The sequence below is a fragment of the Trinickia camelliae genome (genome assembly GCF_053525655.1).
Genome location: NZ_JBCHAA010000024.1, coordinates 43922 through 58605 on the forward strand (window position 1 = coordinate 43922; position 14684 = coordinate 58605).

The 14684-nt window shown below is 60.8% G+C and carries 12 protein-coding genes; all 12 read right to left on the minus strand.

Annotation, left to right across the window (positions count from 1 at the left end):
• Positions 1 to 191 precede the first annotated feature (191 nt).
• The 12 genes from AAHK20_RS30510 to rbsK all read right to left on the minus strand — a co-directional run bounded on the left by AAHK20_RS30510 (position 192) and on the right by rbsK (position 14398).
• The gene (locus AAHK20_RS30510) at positions 192 to 1835 is read right to left on the minus strand and encodes an OmpA family protein (RefSeq protein WP_449185237.1); all 1644 of its coding nucleotides are present in this window, start codon (positions 1833 to 1835) and stop codon (positions 192 to 194) included.
• Positions 1832 to 2533: a DotU family type IV/VI secretion system protein gene (locus tag AAHK20_RS30515; protein ID WP_449185238.1), complete on the minus strand. Its 702-nt coding sequence runs from the start codon at positions 2531 to 2533 to the stop codon at positions 1832 to 1834. Before AAHK20_RS30515 ends, AAHK20_RS30510 begins: the two co-directional genes overlap by 4 nt.
• Before the next feature lie 33 nt (positions 2534 to 2566).
• Positions 2567 to 3130 carry a fimbrial protein gene (locus AAHK20_RS30520; RefSeq protein WP_449185239.1) on the minus strand — a complete coding sequence of 188 codons (564 nt, stop codon included), beginning with the start codon at positions 3128 to 3130 and terminating at the stop codon, positions 2567 to 2569.
• Positions 3131 to 3213: 83 nt separating this feature from the next.
• The gene (locus AAHK20_RS30525) at positions 3214 to 5841 is read right to left on the minus strand and encodes a fimbria/pilus outer membrane usher protein (RefSeq protein ID WP_449185240.1); all 2628 of its coding nucleotides are present in this window, start codon (positions 5839 to 5841) and stop codon (positions 3214 to 3216) included.
• Positions 5842 to 6152: 311 nt separating this feature from the next.
• Positions 6153 to 7103: a fimbrial biogenesis chaperone gene (locus AAHK20_RS30530; protein WP_449185241.1), complete on the minus strand. Its 951-nt coding sequence runs from the start codon at positions 7101 to 7103 to the stop codon at positions 6153 to 6155.
• A gap of 82 nt (positions 7104 to 7185) precedes the next feature.
• A complete protein-coding gene (locus tag AAHK20_RS30535; RefSeq protein ID WP_449185242.1) occupies positions 7186 to 7728 on the minus strand; it encodes a fimbrial protein in 543 nt (180 codons plus the stop codon).
• Between the two features lie 497 nt (positions 7729 to 8225).
• Positions 8226 to 9239 (minus strand): substrate-binding domain-containing protein, encoded by a 1014-nt coding sequence (locus tag AAHK20_RS30540; RefSeq protein ID WP_449185243.1) that lies wholly within the window; start codon positions 9237 to 9239, stop codon positions 8226 to 8228.
• A gap of 248 nt (positions 9240 to 9487) precedes the next feature.
• The gene (gene rbsB, locus AAHK20_RS30545; RefSeq protein WP_449185244.1) at positions 9488 to 10432 is read right to left on the minus strand and encodes a ribose ABC transporter substrate-binding protein RbsB; all 945 of its coding nucleotides are present in this window, start codon (positions 10430 to 10432) and stop codon (positions 9488 to 9490) included.
• Between the two features lie 48 nt (positions 10433 to 10480).
• Complete coding sequence (locus tag AAHK20_RS30550; protein WP_449185245.1) at positions 10481 to 11431, minus strand: ABC transporter permease; 951 nt, start codon at positions 11429 to 11431, stop codon at positions 10481 to 10483.
• 72 nt (positions 11432 to 11503) lie between these two features.
• Positions 11504 to 13012 carry a sugar ABC transporter ATP-binding protein gene (locus AAHK20_RS30555; RefSeq protein WP_449185246.1) on the minus strand — a complete coding sequence of 503 codons (1509 nt, stop codon included), beginning with the start codon at positions 13010 to 13012 and terminating at the stop codon, positions 11504 to 11506.
• 18 nt (positions 13013 to 13030) lie between these two features.
• Entirely contained in the window at positions 13031 to 13429 is a 399-nt protein-coding gene (rbsD, locus tag AAHK20_RS30560; protein ID WP_137330799.1) for a D-ribose pyranase, read from the minus strand.
• 33 nt (positions 13430 to 13462) lie between these two features.
• Entirely contained in the window at positions 13463 to 14398 is a 936-nt protein-coding gene (rbsK, locus tag AAHK20_RS30565; RefSeq protein ID WP_449185247.1) for a ribokinase, read from the minus strand.
• Between the last annotated feature and the right edge of the window lie 286 nt (positions 14399 to 14684).

Below are 14684 nucleotides of genomic sequence, written 5' to 3' on the forward strand. Positions count from 1 at the left end.
GCGCTTCAAAAACAGCTGCTAATAAAATCGATTCGCAACCAGTTGGATCGTACGTCGCAGAGTTTCAGCGGAACATAGGAGAATTCCTAAACAACTTCCGTTTGCACTCCAAATTTTTATAACTAATTGCAAACAAATAGGAATCAGCACACCCAGGCGCTCTGGAAGCAGCTAAGTGTTCGGGCAACGCGTCAGCGCGATTTCACGTCAGGAACGAGAGTGATCTCGACACGACGATTCCGCGCCCTGCCGGCAGCATCTTGATTGCCGGCGAGGGGACGCGTGTCCCCGTACCCTTGAATCGCAAAGCGTGTTACCGGCAAAGACGATTCACTGACAAACCAGTCGCGAATGGCCCGCGCGCGCGCCTCGGACAACTTCAAATTGATTTCGCTCGATCCGACATTGTCTGTGTGGCCCGCAATCAGAATGCGCTTATCCGGGTTTGACAATATCAGTCGAAGTGCGTCCTGTAATTTCTGAGATGCACCGACTTTGAGTGAAGTCTTCCCGCTATCGAAAAGGGACAGGCTATCGAGTGTCAGCACAACAGATGGCGGACGATAGGCCGCGATTGCCCGCGTCAACGCGGCTTGCAACTGGTCGCCTTTGTAGAACCCCCAGCCCAACCCGACAGGAACTCCGGCCTTCACAAATCGTTGCAATTCCGCATACTCGTTGCGCAGCGATCCAAGCAGCTCTCGCTTGCCGTTGGCTTGCTCATTGGGCATCGCCCAATAGGCGTTGAGGGCGCTGGTGATGCGTGCAACCATCTGGCCGTTCTGCCAGCCCGACGCAGCAAACGAAACCGCCAAAGCCACCGACATGGCGGCCACGGTGTGCTGCATCGTGTTCAGCGACGCATACTGCCGGTACTCCTTCGTGCTCGCCACGCGCATCGGGATGACCTCCGGCAGCGGAAGAGGCAGCGGCTGCGGAGCGACGGCAAGCGGCTGCAAGCCCGTCTTGCCGATCAGCCAACGCGTCCATGCACCAGCCCGCGTGGGCGCATAGTCAATGTCCGCGAGGAGGAGGCCGTGCAGCGCGAAGGGCGCGGTATTGGCCAACGGTGCAAGCACCGACAACAGCGCGGCGTCTTCCAGCCAGTCGAGCACGGATTGGCCCAATGCGTCCCGAGTCACGCGTCTCGCTTGCGTCGGTGCGAGCGAGCCCTGATCCAACTGACGCCGAATCATTTGCATGCGCTGCCGAGCGTTATCCATGCTTGGCGTGAGGAGCGTCATGTCGACGACATCCCCGAACCACATTGGCTTATCCGCGTTATCTTCGCTCGCCCCCAGGCACGCATAGACTGCGAGATAGCACGGCAGCACGCACGCGCGATAACGAGACGTCTCCTCTAGCGCGCGCCGCCATTGCGTGAACTCCCGCCGTATCACTGCTTCGTCAGGATTGCCCTCGGGTATGACCGGCATTAGCGCGGCGTCGGGGAATCGGCCGTGCGACTCTTTAACCTGCGTCATCGTTTCGGCCAATTCGTCCGGGGTTTTGACGAGAAGCCAAACTGCGTTGCCCTCTCGCCGCAGTTTTGCCTCTTGCGCGCCACGCGGAAATGCTGCTGCAGCGTAAGGTCCGACGACCAGCACGACCGGCAACTCACGCATGGCGTTCAACTGGACACCGACCGGCGTGTTTCTAAGCCGCCCTTTGCGATACACGGACAGCCCGATGATGCCGCCCCCGATGGCCAAGACAATGCCGAGCACATAGACCCAGTTGGGCTGAAAGTCGAGCGGCAGACACAGCCAGCTCAGACCGGCGACAAGAATCACGCCCCAAATCAGCGGCGCATGCAATTGTTTCGGGATATTCATGAACGCCCTTGCGAGAGAGAGCTGGCGTGTTCGGGCAACGGGTCCGGCAAGCGGGATACCGAACGATCCAAATAAGCGTTGAACGCGAGCCAAAGCGCGGCTGCACCGACCACGGCGAGCGCCGCGCCGAAGGTCGACCAACTCCGGCGCGATGATTTTTCAGGCCCGGACAACATGATTGCTGTCTCGGTCAAGGTTTGGACCGGAGCGGTCTCCTCCTTGCGTCCCATCTTGTTCAGCGCAGCCGATACGCGCTGACGATACGAATCGCGTTCGGCATGCCCGCCTTTGAAGCCAAGTTCGAGCATGAGCCGGTAGAGCTCCAGCGATTCCGGTGTCAGATGCTCGCCGAGCAGCATCGCATCGATGCGCTCGCAGACGATCTCAGCGCCATCCTGCGTGTCGTGAAAACGCACCTGCAACGACTCGCGTGCCCAGTCGCCTCGCTGCGCCGCGGAGAGTGAGCGCAAGGTGATGTCGTCGAGCAGCGTGCATTGGGCCAGGCTGGCCTCGTCGATTTCCGAGTCAAGGTAGCCGGCGTCACGCATGGATTGCCGGAGGTCTTCGACAAGTGTGATGCAACGTGCGCGCCAGGCATGGGCGGCGGATATTTGCGCGCCGCCGGTAAGCATCGCGACATGCAACGCTGTATTTCGCAACAACGCACGCAGCGAGGTGACAGAGGAGTCAAGCATCATCTACAAATGGAATTTTGCGAACCACCATCGCATTTACGGCATTTCAACGACGTATGTCACGTAGGTTTGCACAACGCCAGCAGTGGTGGCGCCCGTTGCGTAGTAACGCGCGATAAACGGGATTGGCATCTGAGCGGTCGAGGTGACAGGGAGGATTCTCATCGTCGTCCTGTCTCCAACTTTGATCGTCGTTCCGTCGATATTTAGCAACTGGATCTGTACGTTTCCGGCCGAGGCGCCTCCGGTCACGCTAGTCAGGTTCAGATTGCCCGTGGTGGAATCGGTTGTGGGGCCGCTCTCAAAGTACACGCGCACGTATGGAACGCCGCTGTCGCATTGGACCGGGACTTGGAACACGGTGGAGCCGGCCGTCTGGCCAGCCGCATTTAGCGACCGCGTCGATATGGTCGGCAAGTTGACGAGTTGGTCGCCATCGCCAACCATCGTACAGCTGGCCGCAACGTAGTTACCGGTGAAATTGATTTGAACAGTAGGCGACGTCGCGGCTTGCACCCTTGAATTGAGCAAGAACACGACACCGGCTACCAGCAATAACATCTGGCCCACGGCCCGCAGGCAATTCGCTATGTTTTTCATCTCAACTCCCCGGCACTTTGAGGGATACGTCCAATCATGATCTTCATAACCATTCCGCTGTATCGCTTTACCATCGCCGCAGGTCAGTGGGGGAGATTGGCCTGGCCTGCGCCAGGCACCTGTGCTGAAGCCTGTTGCGGCGGCGTCCAAATCAGCGACGGATCGCAACTCAATTTCACGTGGGCAACGACGCTCGTATGTCCATCAGGCGTTTTTTCCTCTTTTGGAATGTCGTACGACATCACGCACTGATCGCGAGGACCTGCGCCCCACTTGGCCAGCAGCTTGCCCTGACCGTCCAGGCCCCGCAGATAGGACATCCCGCCTTGACCAACAATGCCGGCGGACCTGCCCGTTTCGTCGAACAGCTCTGCTCCCATCGGCAAACCCTTGCCATGCAAATCATTGACCTCGGCAAAAGTCGGCCGCCCCTGAACGGTCTTCATCCTCACCAGCACCAAGGAGTCTGCGCGAGGGACAACCTCTTCACTGGTGCTCTCCAACTCGACATCGAGAGGCACCTTGCTGGGGTCGAGCGCCACCGTATTGACGCGATACGGCATAAGAGACGGAATCACTGCATAGCCATTGCCGTCGATCGCGGCGCCTTGGCCGTTGATGATCGTGCCGCCCTTCGCGCCCTTCGCTTCGACAAGCGCGAACGCCTGACCGAGCGGAGGGCTCATCGTCACGCCGCCCGAGTGCACCACGATCGCGCCGTTTGCACTGGCGGATGCCTGACGCGTCTGATTGCCAATAGATGCGCTTCCTGAGTACGTCCCGATCGGAGAGCGGTACATCCCACCACCACCGATACTGACCGTCTTATTGTCGCCAGTGACCAGGCGCGAAGCATTGACGTTGTAGTTGATCGGGGTAACGGCATCGGTCATGCCGTTAGCGCTCGCCTGAATTGTGCTGTCCCCGCCCGAACTACGCGCCAGGTTGGTCGTCAGGAAGTCGAATGCCTTGTGCTTGTTCGAGCCTTCGCGACCCAACGGAATCGTGAGATTCACCCCGACCTGCGTGTTGATAGCCGAGCTTTGCGTGCGTGATCGCTGCGCATAGAGTGAATATGAAATTCGCTTGTATGAACTGCTCAGCCCAAGCTGATATTGCAAATCGTAACTTCTCGCGCTTCCCCAATAGTTCTGCGAACTGCCGGAAACATAGAGCGAGCTCTTATCGCCGATCGGCTGCGTGATATTCAGCTGCAGGCGATTGCGAGTGCGGTAATCATACGCGTTGGCATTTCCGCCCCATTGATCGCGCGCATAGATTGCATCGTGCAACGTATAGAAGCGCGCGGTGGAATAGCGATAAGCCGCTACGGCGAAGTTCGTCAGAACACCCGGGACCACTTTACTGTAGCTAAGGCGTCCGCTGTAGCCCGTACCGCCCCCAGTGGGCAGACTCGTGTTCGCAATCGTCAAGTCAAGCGCGAAAGCGCCTGCTGCTGTATTCAGCGCCACACCGAACAACCCGGCGCCATAACCCGCGGATACCTGCCCGCCCGTGTAGAGGGTCAGTAAATCGGTGAGGCCTCGCTGATAAACACCCTGCACGACTCCCGGCTGCGTATTCAGAAACTGATCGCGATACACGCCAGCCGTCACGTTGAAGCGCTGTACGCCGGGCCGCAGCAACTGCGGCACTGACGCGAACGGCACGGTGTATCGACGCACGCGTCCATCGGACTCGGTCACAGAGACGTCGAGATCTCCACCGTACCCTGTGGGCGGCACGTCACTGAGTTCGAACGGTCCGGGCGACACGGTGGTCTCATAGAGAATGAGGCCGTTTTGGCGCACGGTCACGCGCGCATTGGTGTCCGCCACGCCGCGCACGACAGGCGCGTATGAGCGCACGTTGTCGGGCAACATGCGATCGTCGCTGGAAAGCTGCACGCCGCGCACGTTGAAGGTATCGAAAACGTCCCCGCTAGTGGAACTGTCGCCGATCGTCACTTGCCCTTTCAATGCAGTGATATCGTGCTGCGCGTAAAGCGCGATACTCTGCCAATGCGTGCCGCCGCCGCGATTCTGCCAGTTTGCGGAAGACCACTGACGCAGGCGCCACCCGCCCACGTTGATCCCGCTTTGCAAGCCAAGGAAGGCACTGTTATAGCTCGCCCCTTGGCCACTGCTTGTATACGTTGAAAGGTTGTACTGCACCATCCCCGCGTTGATGCCTTGATCCCATCGGGAAGGATCGACGTACCCGCGCGCGAACTTCTGCATCTCAAGCTGCGGGATCGTCAATTCCAATTGAAGATCGGCGGAATTGAACGATGCACTCGAGCCCGGTACGGCAGTTGCCAACGGATGACAAACTTGCGAAGCAAGTGTGGCCTCGGCTTCCTTGCCCGAATCCTTAAGGCTTTTGATCACGCGCTCGACATCAATGCCCATGCGGTCCATGGTGGCAAGCGTGAGGCAAGGCGCCGCGATATCCGAACCCGGCACCGCTTCAAACTTGACGTCGAACCGTCCACGCCCCTTACCATTAATGGAGACGTCAACCGGATAGATTCCTGGCGAGACAGGATTGCCTCGCGTATAGCGAGACAGATCTGCCACATTGCCAGTAAAAAACGCGGGGTTAAATTCAACCTCTTGAGGAGGGGAAGACTCTGCCGTGTGCGGCGCGCCACCACTTTCCGTGGTCGCAGGTGACGTTTCCGCATTCGCTGAATCCAGCGAGGGCGACAACTGCGCGTCGCGCTCAACCTGCGTAGCCTGCCCAAGCTCCCTACACCCGCCCGCAACGCTCTCCCGAGAAACTCCAGGCCCGCATTCAGCCGACCACGCATCGGCGCTTAGCGCCCAGCTACCGGAAGCCATAACCGCGGCCCACGCAATCGGATGGTAGCGCAGAGGCTTATATGCTCCACGTTGCGGCTTTGCCCATTTTTTCCTATTACTAACCACTCCATCCACCCCGTAGCCTGCTAAGTGAGTCTGCTTGCTGCCTAAGCGCCGCGAATCTAAGCGAGGCGCTTGTACCTACGTCGGCTGCCCCCTTACTTCTGGGTCGCCAAATTATTTTGTTCAATCGGGTCATTGACACCCGTCACCGTCCCCACCTGGGGCGTGTCGTTCAAGTCTTCGCGCACCATATTTGTCGCATCAGAATCGATTGCATCCGCATGCACGTCGTGTTTCTGATCTGCGTCCTCTTTGGTCGGTAATACTTCGTCGCCCAAAGCGACGGCCTTTGCGGGTTTGCCGTCCTCGCTCATATGAACCGTTCCCTTGACTAGCGCACCGTAGTCGGAAATGAGCGAAAAAGAGACGGTGGCCGGAGTCTTTACGTCAAGCTTGCCCTTGGAGGGCAAAAGGTCCACATGACCGAACGGCGGCGCCATATCCGGAACCAAGGTGACCTTTTTACCGCCAACCGTCAGCGAAACGTCGCCGATCGAGACGTAGTAAGGGGAGGGGTTCTCCATTCGCAGCGTGCGCTCGCCCTTCTCATTGGATACGAGCTCCCACGTAAGCTGCTCGCGCGTCGAGGTCGGATCGTCGGTCAGAGCAGCCGGGCGATAAAACATCTTGATTCGCGTGCGAAACGCAAGCTGAATCATGTTTCGCTCGTCCGCGTCAGAAGGCTTAGGCGGAATTTCCAATACGTTTAACCAGTAAATCGACTCGCGATCATTCGGCATATCTGCGCCAGTAAACATGATGCGCAACGATTGCCCCTTGTTCGGCTCCACACGGAAAACCGATGGCAGCAACATGAAGGGCACTTTTATTTCGTTAGGCGCAGCAGCTGCGTTACCGTCATCAAGCCATGCCTGCACCAGTACGGGCCGATCTGAAACATTGCTCAAACGCACGTTGACCTCCCGGCTTTGCGCCGGATAGATCACACGAGTACCGGTAATAACGATGGCCGCATGCGCTGCGAACGCCATCACACCGCAAATAACTGCAGCAACCGCAAAAAAACAGGGCTTCCACGAACGCACGGCGTACATCTCCGGTTTGATGGATACCCGGGCGGCCCTATCAAGATAGAAGCCGCCCCGCGGTATCCTGATTGACGATTGCTTAGTTGTAAGCCAGCGTGTAGCTCACGACGGCCTTAACCGTGCCAGCCGTGGTTTGGCCGAGTGCGTAATAGCGACCGCCGTAGTACATCGTCGCGGCGTTATTGGTAACCGCAACTGCGCTACCCTTGGTGCCGAGGTTGAGGACAGTCGTACCATCGCCATCAAGCATCTGGACCGCGACCTTCGTTGCGCCGCCAGCCTGACCATCGTTAAGGTTCTTCGCACCGCGACTCGTCTGCTCCAGATTGGTCGTTTCAAAGTGCGCTGCGACTTGGGTAACCGTCGGCGAGCATGCCGACACGTGGATGCTGAACATCGTCGACCCAGCAACGTCACCCGCGGTCGCCAAGCTCTTCGTGGAAATCGTCGGCAGCGTGACGGTCTTGTTAACATCGCCGGCATCGATCGTGCAGGTGTTATCCGTCAGCGTGCCGTTGAACGTGACTGTGCCCTTACCATCAGTCGCGGTTGCGAACGCCGACGAAGCGAATGCACCCATCAGTGCGATGGCCAGGGAAATTTTTTTAAGGTTTGCTTGCAATTGCAATCTCCTCGGTATTAAAGAGACATAACTTGAAGTTGTCGCGCTCAACTTGACCTGCTGGCAGTCGATTGCCGACAGCGAGGCCACACTGGGCCTTGCTCCCAAACAACATGCACACAACGCTGCAACTCCAGCTGGCCATGTGCGAGCACGAGACGAGAATGGCGAGCGCCGTAGCGCACCGCCATCAAGGACTACAACTGCTTTGGATGCAGATTTCGTAGCCTGGAAAGCAGGTTACCGAGTGAGGAATGCAGGTGAAATAAGAATTTGCTTAAACTAAGATGAACTATTTAACGCGATCGCTCTATATTTTTAATTTGCGTCGCACTGCTCATCTTAAAAAACGGCAAGATGAAGAATTTGCCCGCAATATTACAGGAATTTAACATTGCGGCTGATAAATCAGCATTCCTACCAAATTGGCATAAAATAGTCTGCGATCCACTTGCCAAGAAGGAATGAGTTGCTGTCCGCCTCCCGGCAGCCGGCGCCTAGCGCGCCCGCCGGTAGTGAACCTGCGCCGGCACCATCAGCGACTCCGGCTTGCCCGCCCCTTCGAGCATATCGAGCACCCGCCGCAAGCTTTGCGCCGCGAGCTGCTGGCTATCCTGCACGATGGCGTCGATGGAGAGCGGCAAGCAGTCGAGCAGTTGATGATCGTCGAATACCATCAGCCGGCCCGGCGCCTGACCGAGCTTATGCGCTTGATTGATGAACGACAGCACGCCCTCGAGCAACGTGATGGAGCCCGCGAACAGCACCTCGGGATAACGCTGGTGAGCCGCAAACCAAGCCTCCATCAGGGCGTGTCCCGATTCGCGCTGGTAGTCGCGCTGGAACACCCAATCGGCGTGCTCGGTCACACCATGCGCCGCCAGTGCCTGGCGGTAGCCCGCCAGCCGGTCGCGGCTCGCCGACAGCTCCGGCTGGCCGCCAAAGTACACGACCTCGCGAGCGCCCTGCGTCAACGCGTCGCCGATCAGCGTTGCGACCGTTTCGGTAGCGTCGGTCACGACGTAGGGGATATCGGCATCGTCGACGCGCCGGTCGGCGAACACCAACGGCAGCCGCTTTACCCATTTCTGATAGCGCTTTGCGTCTGCCGTGCACGGCACCACGATCATGCCGTCCACCTGATGCGATACCAGATGCGCGATGCCTTCGGTTTCGCGCGTAGGATCTTCGTCGCTGGTCACGACTACCAACTGATAGCCGTATTCGTCGCGGCATAGCGTTTCCATCGCCTGCGCGAGCGCCGCGTGCGCGGAGTTGGTGATATCGGGGATGACGAGGCCGATGGTGTTGCTGCGCCGCGAGCGCAGCGACCGGGCCGATTGCGAAGGCGTGAAGTGATGTTCTTTCGCGACCTGCAAGACGCGCTCGACAGTCGCCGCCGAGATGCGATAGCGTTCGGCGTACCCATTGAGCACCATGCTCGCCGTCGTGCGCGAGACTTTCGCAAGGCGGGCAATATCGTCGATGGTCAGGCGCTCGAACTGGGTCACGCTGGGTTTTCCTCTATTCAAAAAGGCCGACCTCGCCGCCGATTGCCGGTTCGGACGGTTGGCTCCGCCATCGAAAAGCGGGATCGTCCGGGCAATCGAAGCGCCAGCCTAGCGCTAAGCACGCAGAAGCCGCCATCCGGTCTGCACCGGATGGCGGCTTCTGCTTTGCGTCGACGTCGATATCTGCGGGCAATAGTACTACGCGTCTACGTCACTAGCACTACGCGCAAAATATCCAAACGGAAGCCTTACTGCTTATAGAGGTTCAGCGGCACCGGGATGAACTTGTCGACCGGCTGGCCGTCGGCGAGCTTTTTCGCGGTCTGCACGCCGTACTGGCCGATCAGCTCCGGCTGCTGCTGCACGGTCGCCGCCATGTTGCCGGCCTTGACGGCGGCGATGGCGTCATCGGTGGCGTCGAAGCCGACCACGATCACGTTCTTGAGCCCCGCCGCCTGGATCGCCTTGACCGCGCCGAGCGCCATCTCGTCGTTCTGCGCAAACACGGCCTGGATGTCCTTGTTACCCTGGATGACGTTTTCCATCACCGACAGCCCCTTCGCGCGATCAAAGTCGGCCGGCTGCTTGGTGACGACCTTCACGCCGTTGTCGGCGGCGATGGCCGTATCGAAGCCGGCGCCGCGCTCGCGTGCGGCCGACGAGCCCGGAATCCCCTGCAGTTCCACCACGTTGCCCTTGCCGCCGAGCTTCTCCAGCATGAAATCGGCCGCCATCTTGCCGCCTGCCGTGTTGTCCGACGCGATGTGCGAGCTGACGTCCGCGCCGTTCACGCTGCGGTCGAGCGACACCACCTTGATGCCCTTGCCCGTCGCTTCCTTCACGACGTTGGCGACGGCCGACGAGTCGGTCGGGTTGATCAGGATGACGCTGACCTTCTTCTGGATCAGGTCTTCGACGCTCGCCTGCTGCTTGGCCGGGTCATTCTGCGCGTCGACGGTGATGAGCGTGATGCCCTCTTTCTTCGCTTCGTCCTCGGCGCCCTTCTTGAGCGAGACGAAGAACGGATTGTTGAGCGTCGAAATCGACAAGCCCACGGTCATTGCGCCGTTGGCCGCGCTGCCCGATGCCTGATCGCCGGCCGAGGCAGCCGTGCTGTCCGGGCCCTGCTTCGAGCAAGCGGCAATGCCAAGCACCAACAAGCTCGCGACGAGCGGCGAAATGATTCGTTTCATGGGTGATCTCCTAGTCATGTCTATATAGAGTGATGAGCAGCTTCGTGGTTACTTCTTGTTCGCGCGATCGATCAGCACGGCCAGCAGAATCACGCCGCCCTTGACGACTTGCTGATAGAACGACGAAACGTCCAGCAGATTCAGGCCGTTGTTCAACACGCCGATCAGCAGCGCGCCGACGAGCGTGCCGAAGATCCAGCCGCGGCCGCCGGTCAGGCTCGTGCCGCCGAGCACGACGGCGGCAATCGCGTCGAGTTCGTAGCCGGTGCCCGCGGTCGGCTGCGCGGAATTCAGGCGCGAGGTGAGCACCACGCCCGCGAGCGCGGCCATCACGCCGGAAATCGAATACACCCACAGCTGCACGCGATCGACCTTCACGCCCGAGAGCCGCGCCGAATCGGCGTTGCCGCCCGTCGCGTAGACGTGGCGGCCGAACACGGTCTTGCGCAGCACGAACCAGAACACGCCGAACATGATCAGCATCAGCACGACGGGAATCGGGATCAGGCGCGCGACGTAGCCGCCGCCGAGCATCGAGAAGAAATCGCTGTTGAAGTTGCTGATCGGGCTGCCGTCGGAGACCACCAGCGCGAGGCCGCGCAGCACGGTCATCGAACCGAGCGTGGCGATGAACGGCGCGACTTTGCCCTTGCTGATCACGAGACCGTTGACGAGCCCCATCAGGCCGCCGGCGACGATGCCGAGCAAGGTGGCCAGCATCGGCGGCATGCCCGACTGCATCAGGCTCGCGATCATCACCGAAGAGAGCGCCAGAATCGATCCGACCGACAAGTCGATGCCGCCGAGCAGGATTACAAGCGTCATGCCGAAGCCGATCAGCGCGTTGATCGACGCCTGGCGCATCACATTGAGCAGGTTGCCGACGGTGAGGAAATCGGGGCTCGTCAGCGACAGGCCGACCGCCACGATCACGAGCGCGATGAACGGCCCGAGCTTTTGCAGCGTGGCCTTGTTAGTGGGTGTCAGGATGGATTGCACGGTCTCGGTACTCGGTAGCGGCGGGAGCAGCCGCCGGTTGGATGAACAATGACGCGGCTTCGGTCATGGGATTCAAGCGGTGGCCGTCGCGGCTTGCGCCGGCGTGCCGCCCGTGGCTGCGGTCATGATCGATTCCTGGGTGGCGTCGGCGGCGGCGAAGATGCCGTTTTGGCGGCCCTGGTGCATGACGAGAATGCGGTCGCTCATCGCGAGCACTTCCGGCAATTCCGACGACACCATCACGATCGCCACGCCCAGCCCCGCGAGCTGGTTGATGATGGTGTAGATCTCGGCCTTGCCGCCCACGTCGACGCCGCGCGTCGGTTCGTCGAGCAGCAGAACCTTCGGCGGCTTGGCGAGCCACTTGGCGAACACCACCTTCTGCTGATTGCCGCCGGAGAGCGCCTTGACGTCGAGTTCGGCGTCGCGCGTGCGAATGCGCAGCTGCTTGATGAGATCGGCGACGGCCGCGCGTTCCGCCGCATCGCTCACGACGCCAAACCGCGCGTACCGGTCCAGATGAACGAGCGTCGCGTTCTCGCGCACCGACATGCCGAGCACGAGCCCCTGGGTCTTGCGGTCTTCGGTGACGAAGCCGATGCCGGCGCCGATGGCGCTCGATGGATCGCGAATCTCGAGCGCGCGGCCGTCGAGCGTGATCTGCCCCGCCGTCTTGCGGCTCGCGCCGAACAGGGCCTTGAGGATTTCGCTGCGGCCCGCGCCCATCAGGCCGGCGACGCCAAGCACTTCCCCAGCGCGGACTTCGAACGAGATGCCGGAGATATGCCCGTCGTCGGCAAGATTGGAGACGGTGAAGCGCACCTCGCCGGGCGTCGTATTGCGGCGCGGAAAGCGTTCGCCGATTTCGCGGCCCACCATCAGGCGCACCACGTCTTCGAAATGCGTGTCCGCGATCGCCCGCTCGCCGACGAACTTGCCGTCGCGCAGCACGCTCAGCTTGTCGCAGATATGGAAGATCTCTTCCATCCGATGCGACACATAGACGATCGCCACGCCGCGCGCCTTCAGGTCGCGCATGATCTTGAAAAGCGTCTCGATCTCGCGGTCGGTCAGCGCGGCGGTCGGTTCGTCCATCACCAGCACGTGCGCGTCGAGCGACAGCGCCTTCGCGATTTCCACCATCTGCTGCTGGCCGATCGAGAGCCGCCCCGCTTCCATCTGCGGATCGATGCGCGCGGCGCCGAGCATGTCGAGCCACTTCTGCGCTTCCCTGCGCATCGCACCGGTGTCGACCACGCCGAAGCGGCGCGGCTCGCGGCCGAGGAACATGTTCTCCATCACCGTCAGTTGCGGGATCAGGTTCAGTTCCTGGTGGATGATCGCGATGCCGAGGCGCTCGGCGTCGACGGTATGGCGGATCTGCACGGTCTTGCCGTCGATCGCGATCTCGCCCGCGTCGGCCTGGTAGACGCCGGAGAGGATCTTCATCAGCGTCGATTTGCCCGCGCCGTTTTCGCCCATCAGCGCGTGGATCTCGCCGGCGCCGATGTTGAAGTCGACGTTCTCGAGCACGCGCACCGGCCCGAACGCCTTGCAGATGCCGTGCAGGGTGACTTGCATCGCTCGCCTCTTGGAAACTTAGAAAATCACGCCCGAATGCAGGATCACATTCGCGTACGGGCTGCACTCGCCCGTGCGGATCACCGCTTTGGCGTGCTTGCACAGACGCTTGAAATCCTCGTGCGCGACATATTCGATGCCGACGCCCGTCTTCGCGAATTGCCCGGCGCGGCCTGCGACCGCGGTGTTCTGCGTGAGGCTTTCGCTGGCAAACACCGCGCGCTCGACTTTGAAGTCGGCGAGCACGGTATCGAGCACGTCGAAGAAGCCCGGTGTGCCGATCTTCAGGGAGACATCGATGCATTCGACGCCATCGGGAATCGGCAGGCCGCAGTCGGCGATCACGAGGCTGTCGGTATGGCCCATGCCGGCGAGGACGCGCGCGATGTCGCGATTCAGGTGTCCGAGTTTTTTCATCAGTGAGTTTTGAGTGTGCCCCCAGACCTGACGCTACGCGTCAGGCCCCCCGAGGGGGTCAAGAAAACTTGGGGCGGCCCGGCGTTTTCTTGAGAGGAACTGTTCGAGTTCGGCGAGCGTCGGCATGCCGCCTTGCGCGCCCGCGCGCGTCACCGACAGCGCGCCGGCCGCGTTCGCGCGGCGCATCGCCTCGGCGACGCCCAGATGCCAGAACGCCGCGAGCGCGCCGTTGAACGTATCGCCGGCGCCGGTCGTATCGACCGCCTGCACGGCGAAGCCCGGCTGATGTTGCAGGTCGCCGTCGTCGGTCGTGTAGTACGCGCCGTCCTTGCCGTGCGTCATCGCAATGCGGCCCGGCATGCGTTGCAGCACGGCCTTCCAGTCGGCGCCGTGGGTCTGCAGCGCGGTCGCGAGTTCGTGTTCGTTCGGCGTGAACAGCGTGGTCAGCTCGAGCAGCTCGTCGGGAAGCGCCACGGCCGGCGCAGGGTTCAGGAAGAACGGCTTGCCGTACGCGTGCGCGACGCGCGCAGCGTGGCGCACGGTCGCGAGCGGCACTTCGAGTTGGGCGAGCACGACGTCGGCATCGTGAAACGCTTGCTCCGCGCGGTCGACGTCGGCCGGCGACAGCTCGTGATTCGCGCCCGGCACCACGACGATCGCGTTGTCGCCCGCGGACAGCGTGATCGCCGCGATTCCCGTGGCCTCGCGCCCGGTGGACACCCAGCGCGTATCGATGCCCTCGCGTACGAGCATCGCCTTCATCTCGTCGCCGAACGCATCGGCACCGACGCAGCCGATCATCGTGACCTCGGCCCCGAGACGCGCCGCCGCCACCGCCTGGTTCGCGCCCTTGCCGCCCGGATATTGCGCAAAGCGCTTGCCGAACAGCGTCTCGCCGAGGCGCGGAAACGTATCGGTTTCCGTCACCAGATCCATGTTGATGCTGCCCACCACCACAACGCGTGCCATCGCGGCCTCCTTGGGTGCCTTGACGCCGTATCTACAGCGGCATCGTTATTCTCTCGGCTAAAACGTAATCAGCTTGGGGCGGAGTTATACCAGAGCCGGCTGGAGGATGGAAGTGGCACTAGGGAATTACCTAGGCTCGGCAGCCAAGCCGAGATTTCAGCCACGCAACCGTTCCAATTCTGAAATTTAAGCCGACGCCGCTCTCCGCCTCGCTCGCCCCTCTCAAAAAACTCAATCAAATCAATGGCACAAACCATGCCTCAGTCATCGCCACCACATGGCACGG

Coding starts and splice junctions, on each gene's coding strand:
- AAHK20_RS30510 (WP_449185237.1), bottom strand. CDS start 1,835: ATGAATATCCCGAAACAATTGCATGCGCCGCTGATTTGGGGCGTGATT.
- AAHK20_RS30515 (WP_449185238.1), bottom strand. CDS start 2,533: ATGATGCTTGACTCCTCTGTCACCTCGCTGCGTGCGTTGTTGCGAAAT.
- AAHK20_RS30520 (WP_449185239.1), bottom strand. CDS start 3,130: ATGAAAAACATAGCGAATTGCCTGCGGGCCGTGGGCCAGATGTTATTG.
- rbsB (WP_449185244.1), bottom strand. CDS start 10,432: ATGAAACGAATCATTTCGCCGCTCGTCGCGAGCTTGTTGGTGCTTGGC.
- AAHK20_RS30555 (WP_449185246.1), bottom strand. CDS start 13,012: ATGCAAGTCACCCTGCACGGCATCTGCAAGGCGTTCGGGCCGGTGCGC.
- rbsD (WP_137330799.1), bottom strand. CDS start 13,429: ATGAAAAAACTCGGACACCTGAATCGCGACATCGCGCGCGTCCTCGCC.
- rbsK (WP_449185247.1), bottom strand. CDS start 14,398: ATGGCACGCGTTGTGGTGGTGGGCAGCATCAACATGGATCTGGTGACG.